General features: G+C 72.5%; 14 protein-coding genes. 7 read left to right on the top strand and 7 right to left on the bottom strand.

Features of this window, described 5'->3' with window-relative positions:
* Nucleotides 1-134 precede the first annotated feature (134 nt).
* Nucleotides 135-809, bottom strand: a complete 675-nt coding sequence (locus ABZX22_RS25590) for a response regulator transcription factor (RefSeq protein WP_354913397.1) — start codon at nucleotides 807-809, stop codon at nucleotides 135-137.
* On the bottom strand, nucleotides 806-1,912 hold the full coding sequence (locus ABZX22_RS25585) for a histidine kinase (RefSeq protein ID WP_354913396.1): 1,107 nt from the start codon (nucleotides 1,910-1,912) through the stop codon (nucleotides 806-808). Before ABZX22_RS25585 ends, ABZX22_RS25590 begins: the two co-directional genes overlap by 4 nt.
* Before the next feature lie 221 nt (nucleotides 1,913-2,133).
* Between ABZX22_RS25585 and ABZX22_RS25580 the strand changes: the two genes are divergently transcribed.
* The 5 genes from ABZX22_RS25580 to ABZX22_RS25560 all read left to right on the top strand — a co-directional run bounded on the left by ABZX22_RS25580 (nucleotide 2,134) and on the right by ABZX22_RS25560 (nucleotide 7,374).
* Nucleotides 2,134-3,375 (top strand): lipase, encoded by a 1,242-nt coding sequence (locus ABZX22_RS25580; RefSeq protein ID WP_354913394.1) that lies wholly within the window; start codon nucleotides 2,134-2,136, stop codon nucleotides 3,373-3,375.
* 143 nt (nucleotides 3,376-3,518) lie between these two features.
* On the top strand, nucleotides 3,519-4,754 hold the full coding sequence (locus ABZX22_RS25575) for an ATP-binding protein (protein WP_354913392.1): 1,236 nt from the start codon (nucleotides 3,519-3,521) through the stop codon (nucleotides 4,752-4,754).
* Nucleotides 4,747-5,868, top strand: a complete 1,122-nt coding sequence (locus tag ABZX22_RS25570; RefSeq protein ID WP_354913391.1) for a hypothetical protein — start codon at nucleotides 4,747-4,749, stop codon at nucleotides 5,866-5,868. Before ABZX22_RS25575 ends, ABZX22_RS25570 begins: the two co-directional genes overlap by 8 nt.
* Nucleotides 5,838-6,497, top strand: coding sequence for a response regulator (locus ABZX22_RS25565; RefSeq protein ID WP_354913389.1), 660 nt, complete (start codon nucleotides 5,838-5,840; stop codon nucleotides 6,495-6,497). Before ABZX22_RS25570 ends, ABZX22_RS25565 begins: the two co-directional genes overlap by 31 nt.
* Nucleotides 6,498-6,609: 112 nt before the next feature.
* Nucleotides 6,610-7,374: a hypothetical protein gene (locus ABZX22_RS25560; RefSeq protein WP_354913387.1), complete on the top strand. Its 765-nt coding sequence runs from the start codon at nucleotides 6,610-6,612 to the stop codon at nucleotides 7,372-7,374.
* 103 nt (nucleotides 7,375-7,477) lie between these two features.
* Here the strand turns inward: ABZX22_RS25560 and ABZX22_RS25555 are convergent, their stop codons facing one another.
* A complete protein-coding gene (locus ABZX22_RS25555) occupies nucleotides 7,478-8,242 on the bottom strand; it encodes an SDR family oxidoreductase (protein WP_354913385.1) in 765 nt (254 codons plus the stop codon).
* A 143-nt stretch (nucleotides 8,243-8,385) separates the two neighbouring features.
* On the opposite strand from ABZX22_RS25555, the gene ABZX22_RS25550 reads away from it, so the two are divergent.
* On the top strand, nucleotides 8,386-8,775 hold the full coding sequence (locus ABZX22_RS25550) for a GNAT family N-acetyltransferase (RefSeq protein ID WP_354913384.1): 390 nt from the start codon (nucleotides 8,386-8,388) through the stop codon (nucleotides 8,773-8,775).
* Between the two features lies 1 nt (nucleotide 8,776).
* On the opposite strand, the gene ABZX22_RS25545 is transcribed toward ABZX22_RS25550, so the two are convergent.
* Genes ABZX22_RS25545 through ABZX22_RS25530 form a run of 4 tightly spaced genes read right to left on the bottom strand, consistent with a single transcriptional unit; the run spans nucleotide 8,777 to nucleotide 14,390 of the window.
* Complete coding sequence (locus ABZX22_RS25545) at nucleotides 8,777-8,995, bottom strand: cold shock domain-containing protein (RefSeq protein ID WP_354913382.1); 219 nt, start codon at nucleotides 8,993-8,995, stop codon at nucleotides 8,777-8,779.
* A 7-nt stretch (nucleotides 8,996-9,002) separates the two neighbouring features.
* Nucleotides 9,003-9,455: a hypothetical protein gene (locus ABZX22_RS25540; RefSeq protein WP_354913380.1), complete on the bottom strand. Its 453-nt coding sequence runs from the start codon at nucleotides 9,453-9,455 to the stop codon at nucleotides 9,003-9,005.
* A 5-nt stretch (nucleotides 9,456-9,460) separates the two neighbouring features.
* Nucleotides 9,461-11,089: an alpha/beta hydrolase gene (locus tag ABZX22_RS25535; RefSeq protein WP_354913378.1), complete on the bottom strand. Its 1,629-nt coding sequence runs from the start codon at nucleotides 11,087-11,089 to the stop codon at nucleotides 9,461-9,463.
* Nucleotides 11,090-11,120: 31 nt separating this feature from the next.
* A complete protein-coding gene (locus ABZX22_RS25530) occupies nucleotides 11,121-14,390 on the bottom strand; it encodes an indolepyruvate ferredoxin oxidoreductase family protein (RefSeq protein ID WP_354913376.1) in 3,270 nt (1,089 codons plus the stop codon).
* Nucleotides 14,391-14,469: 79 nt separating this feature from the next.
* Here ABZX22_RS25530 and ABZX22_RS25525 point away from each other — a divergent pair, with 79 nt between their 5' ends.
* Nucleotides 14,470-14,922, top strand: coding sequence for an Lrp/AsnC family transcriptional regulator (locus ABZX22_RS25525; RefSeq protein ID WP_354913374.1), 453 nt, complete (start codon nucleotides 14,470-14,472; stop codon nucleotides 14,920-14,922).
* Nucleotides 14,923-14,987 lie beyond the last annotated feature (65 nt).

The following is a 14,987-nucleotide window of genomic DNA, read 5'->3' as shown; positions in this document are numbered from 1 at the left end:
CGGCACGGAAGCACGCGCGCCTTCTTTGATGCTCACCTGGATCCACATTCAACCCCGGCGGGGCGCGGCCCGACGAGGGTGCCGGGCAGGGCCGCCTCAACCGGCGTCCGGCACGCCCCGCTCGTCGGGCCGTGTCAGGCGTCGTGGGGTCTGGCGGGGCGGACGAGGCCGCTCTCGTAGGCGAAGACCACGACCTGTGCGCGGTCCCTGAGCCCCAGCTTCAGCAGGACCCGGCTGAGGTGCGTCTTCACGGTGGCCTCGGCCAGGTGCATCGCCGTGGCGACCTCGGCGTTGGACAGCCCGCGCGCCACCTGGATGAGCACCTCGTGTTCGCGGGAGGTGAGCAGCCCCAGCCGCTCGTCCCGCTCGGGGGCGCCCGGCGCGAGCTGGGGGGCGAACTTCTCCAGCAGGCGCCGGGTGATCCGCGGGGAGACCGCCGCGTCGCCCGCCGCCACGTTGCGGATCGCGGCCAGCAGTTCCTCGGGCCGGGTGTTCTTCGGCAGGAAGCCCGAGGCGCCGGCCTTCAGCCCGGCGAAGGCGTACTCGTCCAGGTCGAAGGTGGTCAGGATGAGCACGCGCGAGCGCGGGGAGTCCCTGACGATCCGGCGGGTGGCCTCGATCCCGTCGACGCCGGGCATGCGGACGTCCATCAGCACGACATCGGGGCGTAGCAGCCGGGTCATCCGGGCGGCTTCGTCGCCGTCACCCGCCTCGCCCGCCACCTCCATGTCCGGCTCGGCCTCGAACACCATGCGGAAGGCCATGCGCAGCAACGACTCATCGTCGGCGATCAACAGCCGGATCGTCACGCCGTGCCCTTCCCCGCCAGGTCCGCGGCGAGGTCGAGGCTCGCCGCGACCCGCCAGCCCCCGTCACGCAGGGGACCGGCATGGAGGGTACCGCCGTAGGCGGCGACGCGCTCGCGCATGCCGGCCAGGCCCCGCCCTGGCGCGCCTTCCGGCGTCCGCCCGGCGCGGCCGTCGTCGGTGACCTCCACGTCGGCGCGCCGCGGCGTCAGGTGGACCCGGACCTCGGCCGTCGCGCCCGGGGCGTGCCTGAGCGTGTTGGTCAGGGCCTCCTGGGCCAGCCGGTAGACGGTGAGCTGGGCGGCGGCGGGGACCGCCGCGGGGTCACCGGTCACCTCCAGGCGGGTCGGCAGCCCGGCCGCGCGCATCCTCTCGGCGAGCGGACCGAGCTGGGCGATCCCGGGAACCGGATGGAGCGGCTCGCCGGACTCGCCCTGCTCGCCGGAGCCGAGGGAGCGCCGCATGTCGGCCAGGGCCTGCCGCCCGGTATCGGCGATCTGCTCCATGGCGGCGGCCGCCCGGTCCGGCGCGCGGTGCCGGATGTACGCCGCGCTGTCGGCCAGCGCCACCATGACCGACAGGTTGTGGGTGACGATGTCGTGCATGTCGCGCGTCATCCGGGCGCGCTCGTCGGCCACGGCCAGCCGCGCCCGCTGCTCGCGGTCATGCTCCAGCGACGAGACGTACGCCCGCCGGGCGCGCGTCCACAGGCCCGTGGTGAGGGCGGCGGCGGCCATCGCGGTCAGCGCGGCCACCGTGAACGGGAACTGGCCGGGCGGCGCCCACCGCGCCGCGGCCAGCAGTACCCCCGCCTCCAGCGTGAGCCCGGCCGCCAGCGCCTGCCGCCAGGGACAGTAGGCGCCGACCGTGTAGAGGGCGACCAGCAGCGCGGCGTCGGCGGGAAGCTGCACGTCGGCGGCCCATTGGATCGCGGCGGCGGCGGTGATCGCGCCGAACGTCGCCAGCGGCGCGCGTCGCCGCCACGCCAGGGGCGTCACCAGGGCCACCTGAAGCAGCAGCGACCACGGCTGGCCGCGTGTCAGGACCTGGCCGGGCCCGAGCGTGGCAAGAAAGATCACGGCCGCCAGCAGGGCGTCGGCAGACACGGACGACCATCGAGTGAGCGCTGCGAGGCAGGCCACGGGACGATCGGCGCGTTTCATGCCGCTCACCCTAGTTGTCCTGGGGATTCACTCCCCATCCTCCTCAAGGAGGAACATCAGGGCACCTCAACCAGAAGTCGTAGATGTGGATCAGTCGTACGCCGCTAGCTCGGCGCCGCCCCCCGCTGCCAGCCTCGTGGCACTCATCTCGTCAGGAGGCTCACATGCCCTTCATCACCAAGGCCGCAGGCGTCGCCGCGCTGGCGCTGGCCGCGGCCATCGCACCCACCACCATCCACGCCGCCTCGGCCGTCCCGACCCGGCAGGAGCAGGCCGCGCAGCGGATCACGATGACTTTGCCCGCGCCGACCGAGCCGAATCCCGTCGGCACCATCGCCGTGCGACTGGTGGACCGCTCGCGTCACGACCCCCTCGTCAGGTCGAAGCCCTACCGGGAGCTGATGGTCAGCCTGTGGTACCCGGCGAAGGACGGCGGGTCCCTGCCCGTCGCTCCCCAGATGGCGCCCTTGGCCGCGGCTGACTGGGACCGTCATTCCGCGCCGCCCATGGGCATCGCGGCGGGCAAGGTGGACTGGGCCGCCACCCCCACCCACGCCCGCGTCGGCACGCCGGTGGACCGCAGGGCCGGCAGGCTTCCTGTCGTGGTCTTCGGCCCCGGTGACGGCGGCCCGCGCACCCTCGGCACCTCCCTGGTGCAGGACCTGGCCGCGCGCGGCTACCTGGTCGTCACCGTGGACCACACCTACGAGGCCGACCAGGTGGAGTTCCCCGGCGGGCGGGTCGTGCGCGCCCTGCCCCTGCCCAGCAAGCTGACTCCGCGCGTCATCGCCAAGCTGCTCGCGCAGCACTCGCAGGCCCGTATCGCGGACATGCGTTTCGTCCTGGACCAGATCGCCGCGCTGGGAGAGGGCCGCGGCTTCGGCGAGGAGGGCGGGCAGCTGCCCGCCGGGCTGAACGGCGCCCCCGACCTGTCCCGGGTGGGAATGCTCGGCCAGTCCCTCGGCGGGTCGGTGGCCGCGCAACTCGTCCACGACGACCGGCGCGTGGTCGCGGGTGTCAACCTCGACGGCGGCTACGTCGGACGGGTGGCCAAGACCGGCGTCGCCAAGCCGTTCCTGCAGCTCGCGGCCGAGGCGCACACCCGGGCGAGCGAACCGAGCTGGAAGTCCTTCTGGGCGGCCACCACCGGCTGGAAGCGGGAGCTGCGCTTCGCGGGCGCGGCCCACGGCTCGTTCACCGACCTGCAGGTGATGATGCCGCAGATCGCGGCGAAGCTGCCCCAGGTGCCCGTCGCCGACTTCGTCGGCACGATCGACCCCCGCCGGTCCGTGTCGGCCCAGCGCGCCTACGTCGCGGCCTTCTTCGACCTGCACCTGAACAAGAAGCCCACCAGGCTCTTCGACGCACCCGACGCCCGCTACCCCGAGGTCTCCCTCATCCCCTGATCCGCCTGGGCTCCACCGCCGGATCCCCGGCCGGACCCGCGGGCGCGTCCGTCGTTCGCCGTGTCCGGCCGGGGCGGGTACCGGCCGCCTGCTGGTTCCGGACGCGGCGTGGCTGAGGTGTCGGTAGGGTGCCCCCGGTATGGGTGGTAGTTCGGACATGTCATGAGAAGTGGGGGTGCCGTCGCATCGGGGTCCGGCAGGCGCCGCGCCTGGGCGGGAAGCCGGGGCGCGTCGATCAGTCACCGACCGGCAAGGCGGGTCCGGCCGAGCGGGAGCTCAACCGGACAGCGGTCCGGTATGCGGTGTGGCTGCGCTCGGCGGTGAGCGCGGCCTGCGCGGTGTTCGGGGTCCTCGAGGTGCCGGTCGAACGCCGGCCGGCCGCGCTCGCGGTGATGGCGGTCGTGCTCGGCTGGTCCGCCGTCCGCCTGGTCACTCTCGGGCGCCGCACCAGGGGGAGGATCGGGGGCCTCGTCGCGATGGACGCGGTGGCGCTCGTCGTGATCGGCGCAGGTCAGGTGGTGGCCGGCCCGGGGTACGCCGGCGGGTGGGCGTTGGCGCTGATCTCCATCACCGCTGTGACCTCGTCGTACGAGTGGCCGGACCGGCCGCTCGTCGGCATCGGGCTGACCCTGCTCGGGCTGGGCGCCAACGTCGCCGGCTATGCCGCGCAGTCCGGCGCGTGGGCGCCGGCGGTGTTGCCGGGCCTGCGGGTGCTGGTCGAGATCGCCCTGTCCCGGCTGTCCTATCTGCTGGTCCGGTCACAGGCGCGGGCGGCGGACCGGCTCGGTGAGCGGATCGCCGCCCGCCGCAGGCAGGCCGCCGTCGTGGCGGCCAGGCGGGCGGCCGAGCGCGAGTACGTGGCGACACTGCACGACACGGCGAGCACGACCCTGCTGATGGTCGCCGAGGGGCACGGCCGGGCGGGGGTGGCCGAGAGGGCACGCCACGATCTGGAGGCGATCGCCGGCGTCCCCGGCACGGACGCCGGCCACGTCGAGCTGGCCGCTCTTCTCGCCACCGCGGCACGCCACGACGACGTACGGGTCCACGAGACGATCGACGCCATGCCGCCGCTGCCCGCGGCGCCCGCCCTCGCGATCTTCCACGGCGTCAGGGAGGCGCTGACCAACGTGGCCAGGCACGCGGGCGTCGCCGAGGCGTCGTTGCGAGCCGGGCTCGACGAGCGGGGCAGGGTGGTCGTCGAGGTGCGCGACCGCGGCCGGGGCTTCGTACCCGACGACGTGGGACCGCATCGGCGTGGCCTGTCCGGTTCGATCGCGGGGCGGATGGCCGGCGTCGGCGGCCGGGCGACGGTGGCCTCGCGGGTCGGGTACGGGACCACGCTGCGCTGGATGTGGCCGGTCGAAGGCGATGACTGACGAGAACGCCGACCGGCTCGCCGCCCAGATCGGAGATCGGCTGCTTCGCGGCGTGCGGATCTCCGTGCTGGCGGTCGCGGTGACCGTGCAGTTCAGCCTCTCCCTGCCCGAGCTCCTGCGGAACAGCTCCCGCTACGCTCCGCTGTGGCCGCAGGTCGTGGCGTTCGCGCTGTTCGCTGTGGTGGCCGTCGGCTCCGCGGCTTTCCTCGCCCGCGGCGGGCGCATCCCGCACCGCGCCAGGCCGGCCGGGGTGTGCCTGGCGCTGCTGGCCGTCGCCGCGGCGGCCGGGTCGGCACCGCCGGGCAGCCACCTGGAACCGGCCGACTGGTACTTCGGGCTGGCCGGCTGGCACGGCGTGCTGCTGTTGTTCGACCTGCGCCTGCGCTTCCTGGCCGCCTTCCTCGGCGCGACCCTCGTCCTGACCGTGGTCAAGATGGTGGCGCCCGGGATGCCCGATCTCAGGGCATGGGCGGCGATGGCCGTGGCCGCGGTGTCGGTCTACGGCTTCCAGTTGGCGCTCGGGCTGCTGGCCCACGGCGTCCAGCGGATCTCCGTCCGGGCGCGGGAGGCCGCGGCGGAGGAGGAACGGATCCGGACGGAGGAGGAGACGGCGGAGCACCGGCACCGCGATCACCAGCGGCGGTACGCGGCGCTGCTTCCCACGCTGGTTCCCCTGCTGGCCGGGCTCGGGTACGGCTCGCTCGACCCTGCCCATCCGGACGTCCGGCGCCGCAGCGCGCACGAGGCGGCCAGAATGCGCCGCATGTTCGCCGAGAGCGACGACGTGCCCGACCCGCTGATGCACGAGCTGCAGGCGGTGATCGAGGTCGCCGAGCGTCGCGGGGTGGCGGTGCGGTTCGCCGCCCGGGGCGTGCCCAGCACGCCGCCGAAGGAGGTCAGGCGCGAACTGATCGAGCCGGTGTCGGCCATGCTGGCCGCGGTCGCCTCCGACGCCCGGGTCACCCTGGTCCGCGCGTCCGACCAGGTCAGGGTCAGCGCGGTCGGCGACGCACAGGACCACACGCACCTGGCCCGCCGGCCGGGGCGAGTGAAGGTTCATCACATGGTGACGGAGGATCGAGCATGGGTGGAGACGGTCTGGCAATCACGGTGACGCTGGTCGACGACCATCCGGTGGCGCTGGCCGGGGCGGAGGCCTGGTTCGCCGCGGCGAGCCCGCCCATCGACGTGGTCGCGGCCGGGGCCTGCGCGCAGGTCGCCTGGACACCACCGGGCGACTCCGCCACGGTCGTCGTGCTCGACCTGCAACTGTCGGGGCCGCAGCCCGCCTACGCCGACCTGAGACGACTCGTCGACGACGGCAGGCAGGTCATCGTCTACACCATGCGCGAGGACGAGAACACCGCGCTGACCTGCCTGGACATCGGCGCGTTCACGTTCCTGACCAAGGCCGAGGGCAAGGAGCACCTGGTCGCGGCCACGGTCGCGGCCGCCCACGGCCGGCCGTACACGCCGCCGGCGCTGGCCGGGGCGTTCGGCGTGAACACCCGGCCCGACCGGCCGCAGCTGTCCCAGCGCGAGCAGGAGGTGCTGATCGAGTGGTTCCAGTGCGAGTCGAAAGAACTCGTCGCCGAACGGCTGGGCATCACGCCGCGCACGGTCAGCTCCTACCTGGACCGCGTGCGGATCAAGTACGCGAGCGTGGGCAGGGAGGCCAGGACCAAGGCGACCCTCGTCGCGCGCGCCCTGCAGGACGGACTCATCGGCATCGACGATCTGTGATCGGACGGGCGCGTAACGCATTGCGGGTCGAACGACCGTCACCCGCGAAGATCACCTTTTCCTAGGGTGTGGGGCCACGTCATAACGAGAAGATACGGAGACGGTGTTGTCGATGGCTTCACTCAAGCGAGCGGTACGGGGTGGTCTGGGGGCGGGCGCCCTGCTGACGGCGGTCATGGGGATCTCGCTGTCCCCTGCGGCCTGGGCCGACCCGGCCGACAACAAGCTGACCGCGGGGGAGACGCTCAAGCCGAACCAGACCGTGAAGTCGGCCAACGGCGAGTACAAGCTGATCCAGCAGACCCAGGGCAACCTCGTCCTGTACGGCCCGGGCAACGAGGCCCTGTGGTCGAGCCCCACCGCGGGCGCCCCGGCGTACGCGACGATGCAGCGCGAGGGCAACCTGGTGATCTACAGCGACACGAACAAGCCGCTGTGGAGCACCAACACGGCCGGCAATCCCGGCGCGTACCTCGCGGTGCAGAATGACGGCAACCTCGTCATCTACTCCGCCGCCAACCAGGCTCTGTGGTCGAGGCAGGGTTACCTCGGCTCGCTTCCCTCCGGCCACACGCTCAAGGCCGGGCAGGGTGTCCAGTCGCGCAACGGCGAGTACCGGCTGATCATGCAGAAGGAGGGCAACCTCGTCCTCTACAACCGCGCGAACAAGCCGCTCTGGACCACGCCGACGGCGGACCAGGCGGGCTCCCGCGCCGTCATGCAGAAGGAAGGGAACCTGGTGATCTACAACGCCGCCAACCAGGCGGTGTGGACCACCAAGACCGCGGGCAACCCCGGCGCCTACCTCGCGGTCCAGAACGAGGGCAACGTCGTGATCTACACCAAGGACAACAAGCCGCTCTGGTCCACCCGGTAACCGGGCAGGCGTGGGCCGCCAGGCGCGGCCCACGCCCGCTCCGCCGGGTTTGATGCGTTTCGCGGAGGGGGGCCGGAGGGCACGGGCCGCGGCCTCGGGCGGGTCAGTTCGGCGGGTCGAACCGGCCGTCGACCGCGGTCCAGCCGCCGTCGACGTAGAGCACCGAGCCCGTGACGAAGCTCGCCGCGTCTGAGGCCAGGTAGACGACCGCCCCCGCCATCTCGGGAGCCTGCGCCCACCGGCCCAGCGCGGACTTGGCGGCATAGGCGTCGTACCAGGACGGGTTGTCCTTGATCTGACGGGTGAGCGGCGTCTCCACCACGCCGGGGGCCACCGCGTTGACGCGCACGCCGTACGGGCCGAACTCGGCGGCGGCCGTCCTCAGCAGCTGCACCAGGCCCGCCTTCGTCGCCGAGTAGACGCCCTGGCCCGGCTCGGTCACCGACGCCCTGATGGAGGCGAAGCCGACGATCGAGCCCCCGCGGCGCTCCACCATGCCGGCGCCGAACGCGCGGACCACCTCGAACGAGGCCCGCAGGTTGAGATCGACCACCCGCTCGAACTCCTCGGCGGAGTAGTCGAGCAACCGCTTGCGGACGTTCGTGGCGGCGGTGAAGACCAGCACGTCCACCGCGCCGAGCTGCGCGGCGGCGGCGCGCACCGCCGGGCCGTCCAGGACGTCGAGCGGGACGGCCGTGCCGCCGCACAGGCCCGCGGTCTCCTCGGCGGAGGGCAGGTCGCGGTCGGCGCACACCACCTCGGCCCCGTGCGCGGCCAGGGCCAGGGCGGACTCCCTGCCGATGCCGCTCCCCGCGCCGATGACAAACGCCCGCCGCCCGTCCAGCCGGAACAACCGCTCGTAGTCCATGACCGTCACCCTACCCACTGGTCCGACCAGTGCACTAGGTATGCCTTGGCTTCCGCGATGACCTCTCCTTCACGGGCCGTCGTAGGCTGCGTGGGTGCTGATCGAGGAACGCGCTACCCGGCGACGGTGAACTCCGGTCCCTCTTGGAAGCGGCCTTCGCCGAACTCGTCGCCCGCTACGGACCCGAAGGACGGTCAGGCGTGGACCCGGCGGCCCGCTTCCTGATCGCGGTCGCCGACGGCACGGCGGTGGCGTGCGGAGCCCTCCAGCCGGTCGACGCGGTGACGGCCGAGGTGAAGCGCATGTACGTGCGGCCCTCCCACCGAGGGCTCGGAGCGGCCAGGGCGCTGCTCAAGGCGCTGGAGTCCATGGCCGCGGACGCCGGGTACGCGCGCGTCCGCCTGACCACCGGCATCAGGCAGCCGGAGGCGATCGCGCTGTACGAGAGCTCGGGGTACGCGCGGATCCCGGCATACAGGAAGTACGCCGACGAGCCCGCCAGCAGGAGCTACGGGAAGGACGTGGTGCGGTAGGTCAGAGCTTGCGGACGTTGGTGGCGCAGAAGTCGAAGCTGTCCTGGCTGCGTTCGACCAGGTCGAACTCGACGGGGTCGCCGGCGTGGAGCTCGCGGTAGCCCGCGCCGACGATGTCGCTGAAGTGGGCGAAGGCGTCCTTGCCCGGCGGGAGGTCGGGCGAGGAGATCGCGCCCCAGCCTTTCTCCGGCTTCCAGAACTTGACGGTGCCTCGGGTCATGCAGAGATCATTCCACGTCGGGCCAGATGCACGTCGAGGTGACGCCGATACCGAGGACGTCGCCCTGGGTCCACGACAGGGAAAGGATGAAGTCGTCGGGACGGCTCTGGGCCGCTATGTCAGGCTGTCCGATATCCAGACCGGTCGCTTGGGTGATGGTATGCCCTTGATCGCGCCAGTGGCCTCTGACGCGCTCCGCGACAGCCACAAGGCGGTCTTTCGGGATGCCCCTCAGGTAATACGTGCGGGTAACAATGATGCGATCCTCGGATCCGCCGTCTGTGGCCCCCACGCAGTAACGGCGGTTGAGACTGGGCCGATAGAGATCGAGATCGGGCTTCGGGTGTATGACCGAAACGGTGTCCTGGATGAGTTGTTCGACGCGGTCCACTGCCTGCTGTTCGTTCATCGTCGTTGCCTTCGCGCATGCGGTGAGGATCAGGAAGAGAAGCAGGATCATGCGAGTCAAGGCTGCTCTCCGGCGTTCTGGGTGACTCTGTGGTATTCGGCGTTGACGATGTGGGCCAGATTTCTCAACGACTGTGAATGGTCATTCCAGTAGTCGGAGTGGGCTTTGAAGGTCAGGTAGAAGGGGCCGTCTTCGACGTAGAACCGGCGGGCGCCGAAGCTGTCGTCTCCCGGGTCGTTTCCGAAGCGCGCCAGGTCCCCCACCGGGTCTCCCGCCGCCTCTCCCGCCCACACCCTCCCAGGACCGACCCCCAGTTCCTCCGCTCGCCGTACCCCCACCCCGGGGCTGCCGACGAAGACCAGTTCGTCGGCGAACCGCCCGTGTCGCAGGAGGGCCGCCTTGCCGGTCACCAGTGACCCGTAGCTGTGCCCCAGCATCGTGAGTTTCGCCTTTCCCGAAGGGTCGTGGCTGGCCCGCAGCCCGTCCACGAGTGACGCCAGCGCGCGTGCGCCCGTGTCGGCGGCGCCGTCCGTCGCCACGCTCTGGCCGGGGACGGTCAGCTGCCAGTCGATCTGCGGCGCCCGGTAGCCCAGCCAGGCGATGGAGGCGATCTTCCGGCCGGGCGCGAAGTAGTGTGCCTGGTCCCACAGCACCGCGGCCCGGTTCAGGTCCTCGTGGAAGGAGGCGAGCCTGGTGTTCATGCCGGGCACGTACGTCACCACGCGGTCCGCCGTGTCGGGGTCGCCGAAGGAGATCGCGGCCTCCCCGAGGGAGCGGACGTCGAAGGACAGCAGGTAGGCCGGCGGCCGGCCGTTCCTGCCGCCCTGGGCCAGGCCCTGCTCGATGACCTTCACGTGGTCGAGTTCGCGCATCACCCGGTCGAGGACGGCCGGCCACGTGAGCGCGAGGTGCGGGTCGGGCGGGACGGTGGTGAGCAGCGCGGCGAGCCTGGCCTTCTCGGTGGCCAGCAGCGCCCTGTTGGCCCGGTCGCGCACGGTCATGGGCAGCCCGTCGAGGAACCCGGCGGCTGGCAGCGCCTTGAGCGCCTGGTCGCGGGCCGTGCTGTCGAGCATGCGCCACCATGCGCTCACCCGGGCCGCGAGCGTCGGGTCGGCCGCCTGCCGCTGCAGGTCGAGCAGCCGGGCGAGGGCGGTGGTGTCGCCCGCGGCGGCACCGTTCAGCAGGACGGTGACGGTGGAGGGGGCGTGCCCGCCGTACAGGCCGAAGGCGACCAGGGGCGCGGGCGCGAGCTCGCCGCCGTCGCGCAGGATGAGGGTGAGGCGGCGGCGCAGGTCGCCGGCCTGGGCGGCCGCCCACGCGCCGATGGCGGCGACCTCGGGGGCGCCGAGGCCGGCCGCGGCGCGCGGCAGCTCGTCGGCCGCGATGGTCAGGCCGCTGATCAGGCGGCGGAGCTGGGCGGGCTCGACTCCGGCGAACGAGCCGTGGACGGCGCTCAGCGCGGTGGCGGGCCGGCCGAGGGAGGGGACGGCGTCGCCTTCTGCCGCGATCCTGCGCAGGGCCGACTCCAGCGCCGCCACGAGGGCGGCGCGCTGCCTGGCGAGTTCGGCGGCGAACGCGGGCGCGCCGCCGCCGACCCAGGCCTGGGCCGCCAGGGCCCGTGCGGGCTCGTCGAGGATCCCGGCGACCTCGGCGGCGTGCCGTACGGCATGCTGAAAGCCCACCATGGCCACACAGGGTAGCCTGGCGGCTACCGGATCAGCTCGCGGATTTCAGCAATGCGGCCGCCCGGGCGCGGTAGTCGGCCACCCCGCGCAGCTTGACGTGCTCGTAGCCGCGGATCATGTCGGGCAGTTCGGCCAGCTGGAGCACCTTCTCCTCCGGCAGGCCCGACGACAGGGCGCGCAGCAGGTCGCCGGTGTACTCCTCGGCGAGGCTCCGCTCGATGCTGCGCACCTCGCCCAGGCCGAACGGGTCGAGCTTGGTGCCGCGCAGCTTCCGCATGCCGTACAGGGCCTTGAAGGCGGGGTCGAACCACGGGCCGAGGGTGAGCTTGCGCTTGAGCCCGAGCGCGCGCAGCACCGGCGGGTGCAGGTTGTAGGCCACGCGGGTGCCGGGGCCGAACTCGGCGGCGATCCTGGCCCGCTCGGCCGGGTCGAGGTGGAGGCGGGCGACCTCGTACTCGTCCTTGTAGGCCATCAGCTTGTACAGGTGCGTGGCGTAGGCCTCGGTGACCGCGGCGGGCGCCAGGGCGTGCACCTGGCGCACGGCCGCCAGGTAGCGCTGCGCGTAGCGGGGGTTCTGGTAGGCGACCAGGTCGGGCACCCGTACGGCCAGCAGCCGGTGCAGCTCGCTGCCCTCGCCGGCGAAGGCGATCCGCCGCAGCACCTCCGCCGACGGCGCGGCCGGGACCGGCGCGGGGAAGAGCGCGTCCACCGCCGACGGCGCGGCGATGACCGCGCGGCCCCAGTGGAAGGCCGTCGCGGACCTGCCGAGGGCCTTCTCCATCGACGCCAGCGACAGCGGGATGAGGCCGAGCTGCCAGGCCGCGCCCAGCACGATCGTGTTGGCCTGCATGTGGTCGCCGAACAGCGTCTGCGCGAGGCGCTCGGCGTTGAGCGCCACGACGGAGCGGGTGCGCGCCTCCAGCGCGGTCAGCTGCGGCCCGAGGTCGGTGACGTGCGTGGACGGGTCGACGACCATGCCGCCGGTGGGCGACAGGTGCGTGGAGACCACCGCGACCGTGCGCGTGGGGGAGGCGGTGCGAAGGTGCCTGGGGTCGGTCGCGCCGATCACGTCGAGCGCCAGGTAGGCGTCGACGGAGGCGGCGGTGGCCTGGCCCGACCTGTCCTCCTCGCCGTCGAACAGGCGGAGGTCGGAGACGACGGTGCCGCCCTTCTGCGCCAGTCCGGTCTGGTCGAGACCGCGCGACTGGCGCCCGTCCATCAGGGCGGCCTTGCCGAGCAGCCGGGCGACCGACACCACGCCGGTGCCGCCGATGCCGACCAGCCGGATCGTGGTGTCCTTGGGGTGGATGTCCGGCAGGGGCAGGTCGGGGGGAGTGGGGACGGTCGTGCGCTTCTTGGCGCCCGGAATGATCGTCAGGAACGAGGGGCAGTCACCCTCGACGCACGAGTAGTCCTTGTTGCAGGAGGACTGGTGGATCTCGGTCTTGCGGCCGTACTCCGTCTCGACCGGCAGCACCGACAGGCACTCCGACTTCTGCCCGCAGTCGCCGCACCCTTCGCACACCCGCTGGTTGATCGCCACCCGCTTCACCGGGTCGGGCAGCTCGCCCTTCTTGCGCAGCCGGCGCTTCTCCGCCGCGCACTGCTGGTCGTGGACCAGCACGGTGACGCCCTCGACGGCGGCCAGCTCACGCTGCGCCTGTTCGAGCTCGGCACGGTCGCGCAGCGAGGCGATCGGCGACAGCCGTACCCCCTGGTAGCGGGATGGATCGTCGCTCGTGACGATCACCTTGCGCACACCCTCCAGCTCCAGCCAGTGGGTCAGCGACGCCACCGACAGCGCCGGCGTGATCGTCTGTCCGCCGGTCATGGCGACCGCGCTGTTGTAGAGGATCTTGTAGGTGATGTTGACGCCGGCGCCGACCGCCGCTCTGACGGCCAGCGAGCCGGAGTGGTGGAAGGTGCCGTCGCCGAGGTTCTGGAAGATGTGCCGGGTGCCGGTGAACGGGGCCTGCCCGATCCACTGCGCACCCTCGCCGCCCATCTGGGTGAGCCCGGCGAGCCGGCCCTTGCCCTCGGGGTTGAGCACGACCATGGTGTGGCAGCCGATGCCCGCCGCCACGACCGAGCCCTCGGGGACGGCGGTGGAGCGGTTGTGCGGGCACCCGGAGCAGAAGAACGGCGTGCGGGTGGGGCCGAGCAGCTTGAGCGGCTCGCGCGGGCGCGGCAGGTCGATGGACAGCCGGTCGGCCAGCACGCGGGCGACCAGGTCGGCGTCGACGCCGCCGTGGTGCGGGACGACCGCCTTGCCGGTGACGGCGGGCGCGTCGGGCGTGCCGTACAGCACGTCCTTGACCAGGCCCTCCAGCAGCGGCGCCTTCTCCTCGACGACGATGATCTCCGACAGGCCCTGGGCGAACTCCCGCACGATCTCCGGTTCCAGCGGCCACAGCATGCCGATCTTCAGCAGCCGGATCTCGTCGGTGAGGCCGAGCTTCCTGCACGCCTCGCGCACGTCGTAGTAGGCGGTGCCGGCGGCGACGACGCCGATCGTGGCGCCCGGCGCGGCGCAGGTGATCTGGTTGAGGCCGTTGGCGCGGGCGTAGGCGCGAGCCAGCTCCAGGCGCGGCCCGACCAGGGTGCGCTCCATGTCCAGCGAGTACGGCGTGAGCAGCGTGGCGTCGGGCGTGTGCCGGTACGGCCTGCCCTGCCACATCACCTCCGGCATGACGGGCTTGACCCGGTCGGGATCGAGGTCGACGGTCGCGGTGGCGTCCACCACGTTGGCCACCGCCTTGATCGCCACCCACAGGCCGCTCGCCCGGGACGCGGCGATCGCGTGCCTGCCCAGGTCGAGCAGCTCCTGGACGGTGCCGGGGAAGATCACCGGCATGCCGAGTGCGGCCAGCGTGCTCTCGGTGGCGCTGGGCAGGGTGGAGGACTTGCAGGTCGGGTCGTCGCCGCAGAGCGCGATCAGCCCGCCCTCGGGGTGCGCGCCGACGAAGTTGCCGTGCCGGAGGGCGTCGGCCGCGCGGTCGACGCCGGGGGCCTTGCCGTACCAGACGCCCAGGACGCCCGTCTTGCGCGGGTCGGGCAGGGAGGGGACCAGCTGGCTGCCCCACACCGCGGTGGCGCCCAGCTCCTCGTTCTGGCCGGGACGGTGGACCACGCCCTCCGGCTTGGTCCTGGCCAGCTCCTGGTCGAAGCCGCCCAGGGGCGATCCCGGGTAGCCGGAGACCATGGCGCCGGTGTCCAGACCCGCCCTGCGGTCCGCGGCCAGCTGGTTTTCGATCAGCCGCACCAGCGCCTGCGTCCCACTCATGAAGGCGTCGCTCGTCATGCCGTGAGATTATTTCAAGGATCGCGGCAGGTGATGTCAATACTTGCGGTGGTTTACGCCCCGGTTAGCATCTGTGGTCATGGATGCTACGGATCGCGCAATTCTTCGCCTCCTGCAGGAGGACGGCCGGCTCAGCAACATCGAGTTGGCCGACCGGGTGCGGCTGACGCCGTCGCCCTGCCTGCGCCGGGTGCGCAACCTGGAGGACAGCGGGGTGATCTCCGGCTACCGCGCGGTGGTGGACCCGCCGTCGGTCGGGCGCGGCTTCCAGGTCCTGGCCTACGTCGAGCTGGAGGGCCAGGACGCCGAGACCGTCACGGCCTTCGAGTCCGCGGTGATGGAGGTGGAGGACGTCATCGAGTGCCTGCGCATGTTCGGGCGGCCCGACTACGTGCTGCGGGTCGCGGTGGCCGACATGGACGCCTACAGCCGCCTGTGCCTGGAGAAGCTCGGTCGGCTGCCCGGGCTCGACAAGCTCACCTCGCAGATCGCGATGAAGGCGCTCAAACCGGGCGGTTCGCTCCCGCTGTGACGCCGCCGCGGGGGACGCGGGGCTGCGAGCGGCGGGGCCAGGCGGCACGGGGAATGGCGCGCCGG

This window comes from Nonomuraea sp. NPDC003804 (assembly GCF_040610675.1).
Classification (GTDB): domain Bacteria; phylum Actinomycetota; class Actinomycetes; order Streptosporangiales; family Streptosporangiaceae; genus Nonomuraea.
Note: the sequence above shows the minus strand (reverse complement) of the source record. Positions and strands in the feature narration are given on the sequence as shown.

Excerpts from the sequence above, each read along its gene's own strand:
- ABZX22_RS25580 (WP_354913394.1), top strand. The coding sequence starts at position 2,134 with ATGCCCTTCATCACCAAGGCCGCAGGCGTCGCCGCGCTGGCGCTGGCC.
- ABZX22_RS25570 (WP_354913391.1), top strand. The coding sequence starts at position 4,747 with ATGACTGACGAGAACGCCGACCGGCTCGCCGCCCAGATCGGAGATCGG.
- ABZX22_RS25565 (WP_354913389.1), top strand. The coding sequence starts at position 5,838 with ATGGGTGGAGACGGTCTGGCAATCACGGTGACGCTGGTCGACGACCAT.
- ABZX22_RS25560 (WP_354913387.1), top strand. The coding sequence starts at position 6,610 with ATGGCTTCACTCAAGCGAGCGGTACGGGGTGGTCTGGGGGCGGGCGCC.
- ABZX22_RS25555 (WP_354913385.1), bottom strand. The coding sequence starts at position 8,242 with ATGGACTACGAGCGGTTGTTCCGGCTGGACGGGCGGCGGGCGTTTGTC.
- ABZX22_RS25545 (WP_354913382.1), bottom strand. The coding sequence starts at position 8,995 with ATGACCCGAGGCACCGTCAAGTTCTGGAAGCCGGAGAAAGGCTGGGGC.
- ABZX22_RS25540 (WP_354913380.1), bottom strand. The coding sequence starts at position 9,455 with ATGATCCTGCTTCTCTTCCTGATCCTCACCGCATGCGCGAAGGCAACG.
- ABZX22_RS25535 (WP_354913378.1), bottom strand. The coding sequence starts at position 11,089 with ATGGTGGGCTTTCAGCATGCCGTACGGCACGCCGCCGAGGTCGCCGGG.
- ABZX22_RS25530 (WP_354913376.1), bottom strand. The coding sequence starts at position 14,390 with ATGACGAGCGACGCCTTCATGAGTGGGACGCAGGCGCTGGTGCGGCTG.
- ABZX22_RS25525 (WP_354913374.1), top strand. The coding sequence starts at position 14,470 with ATGGATGCTACGGATCGCGCAATTCTTCGCCTCCTGCAGGAGGACGGC.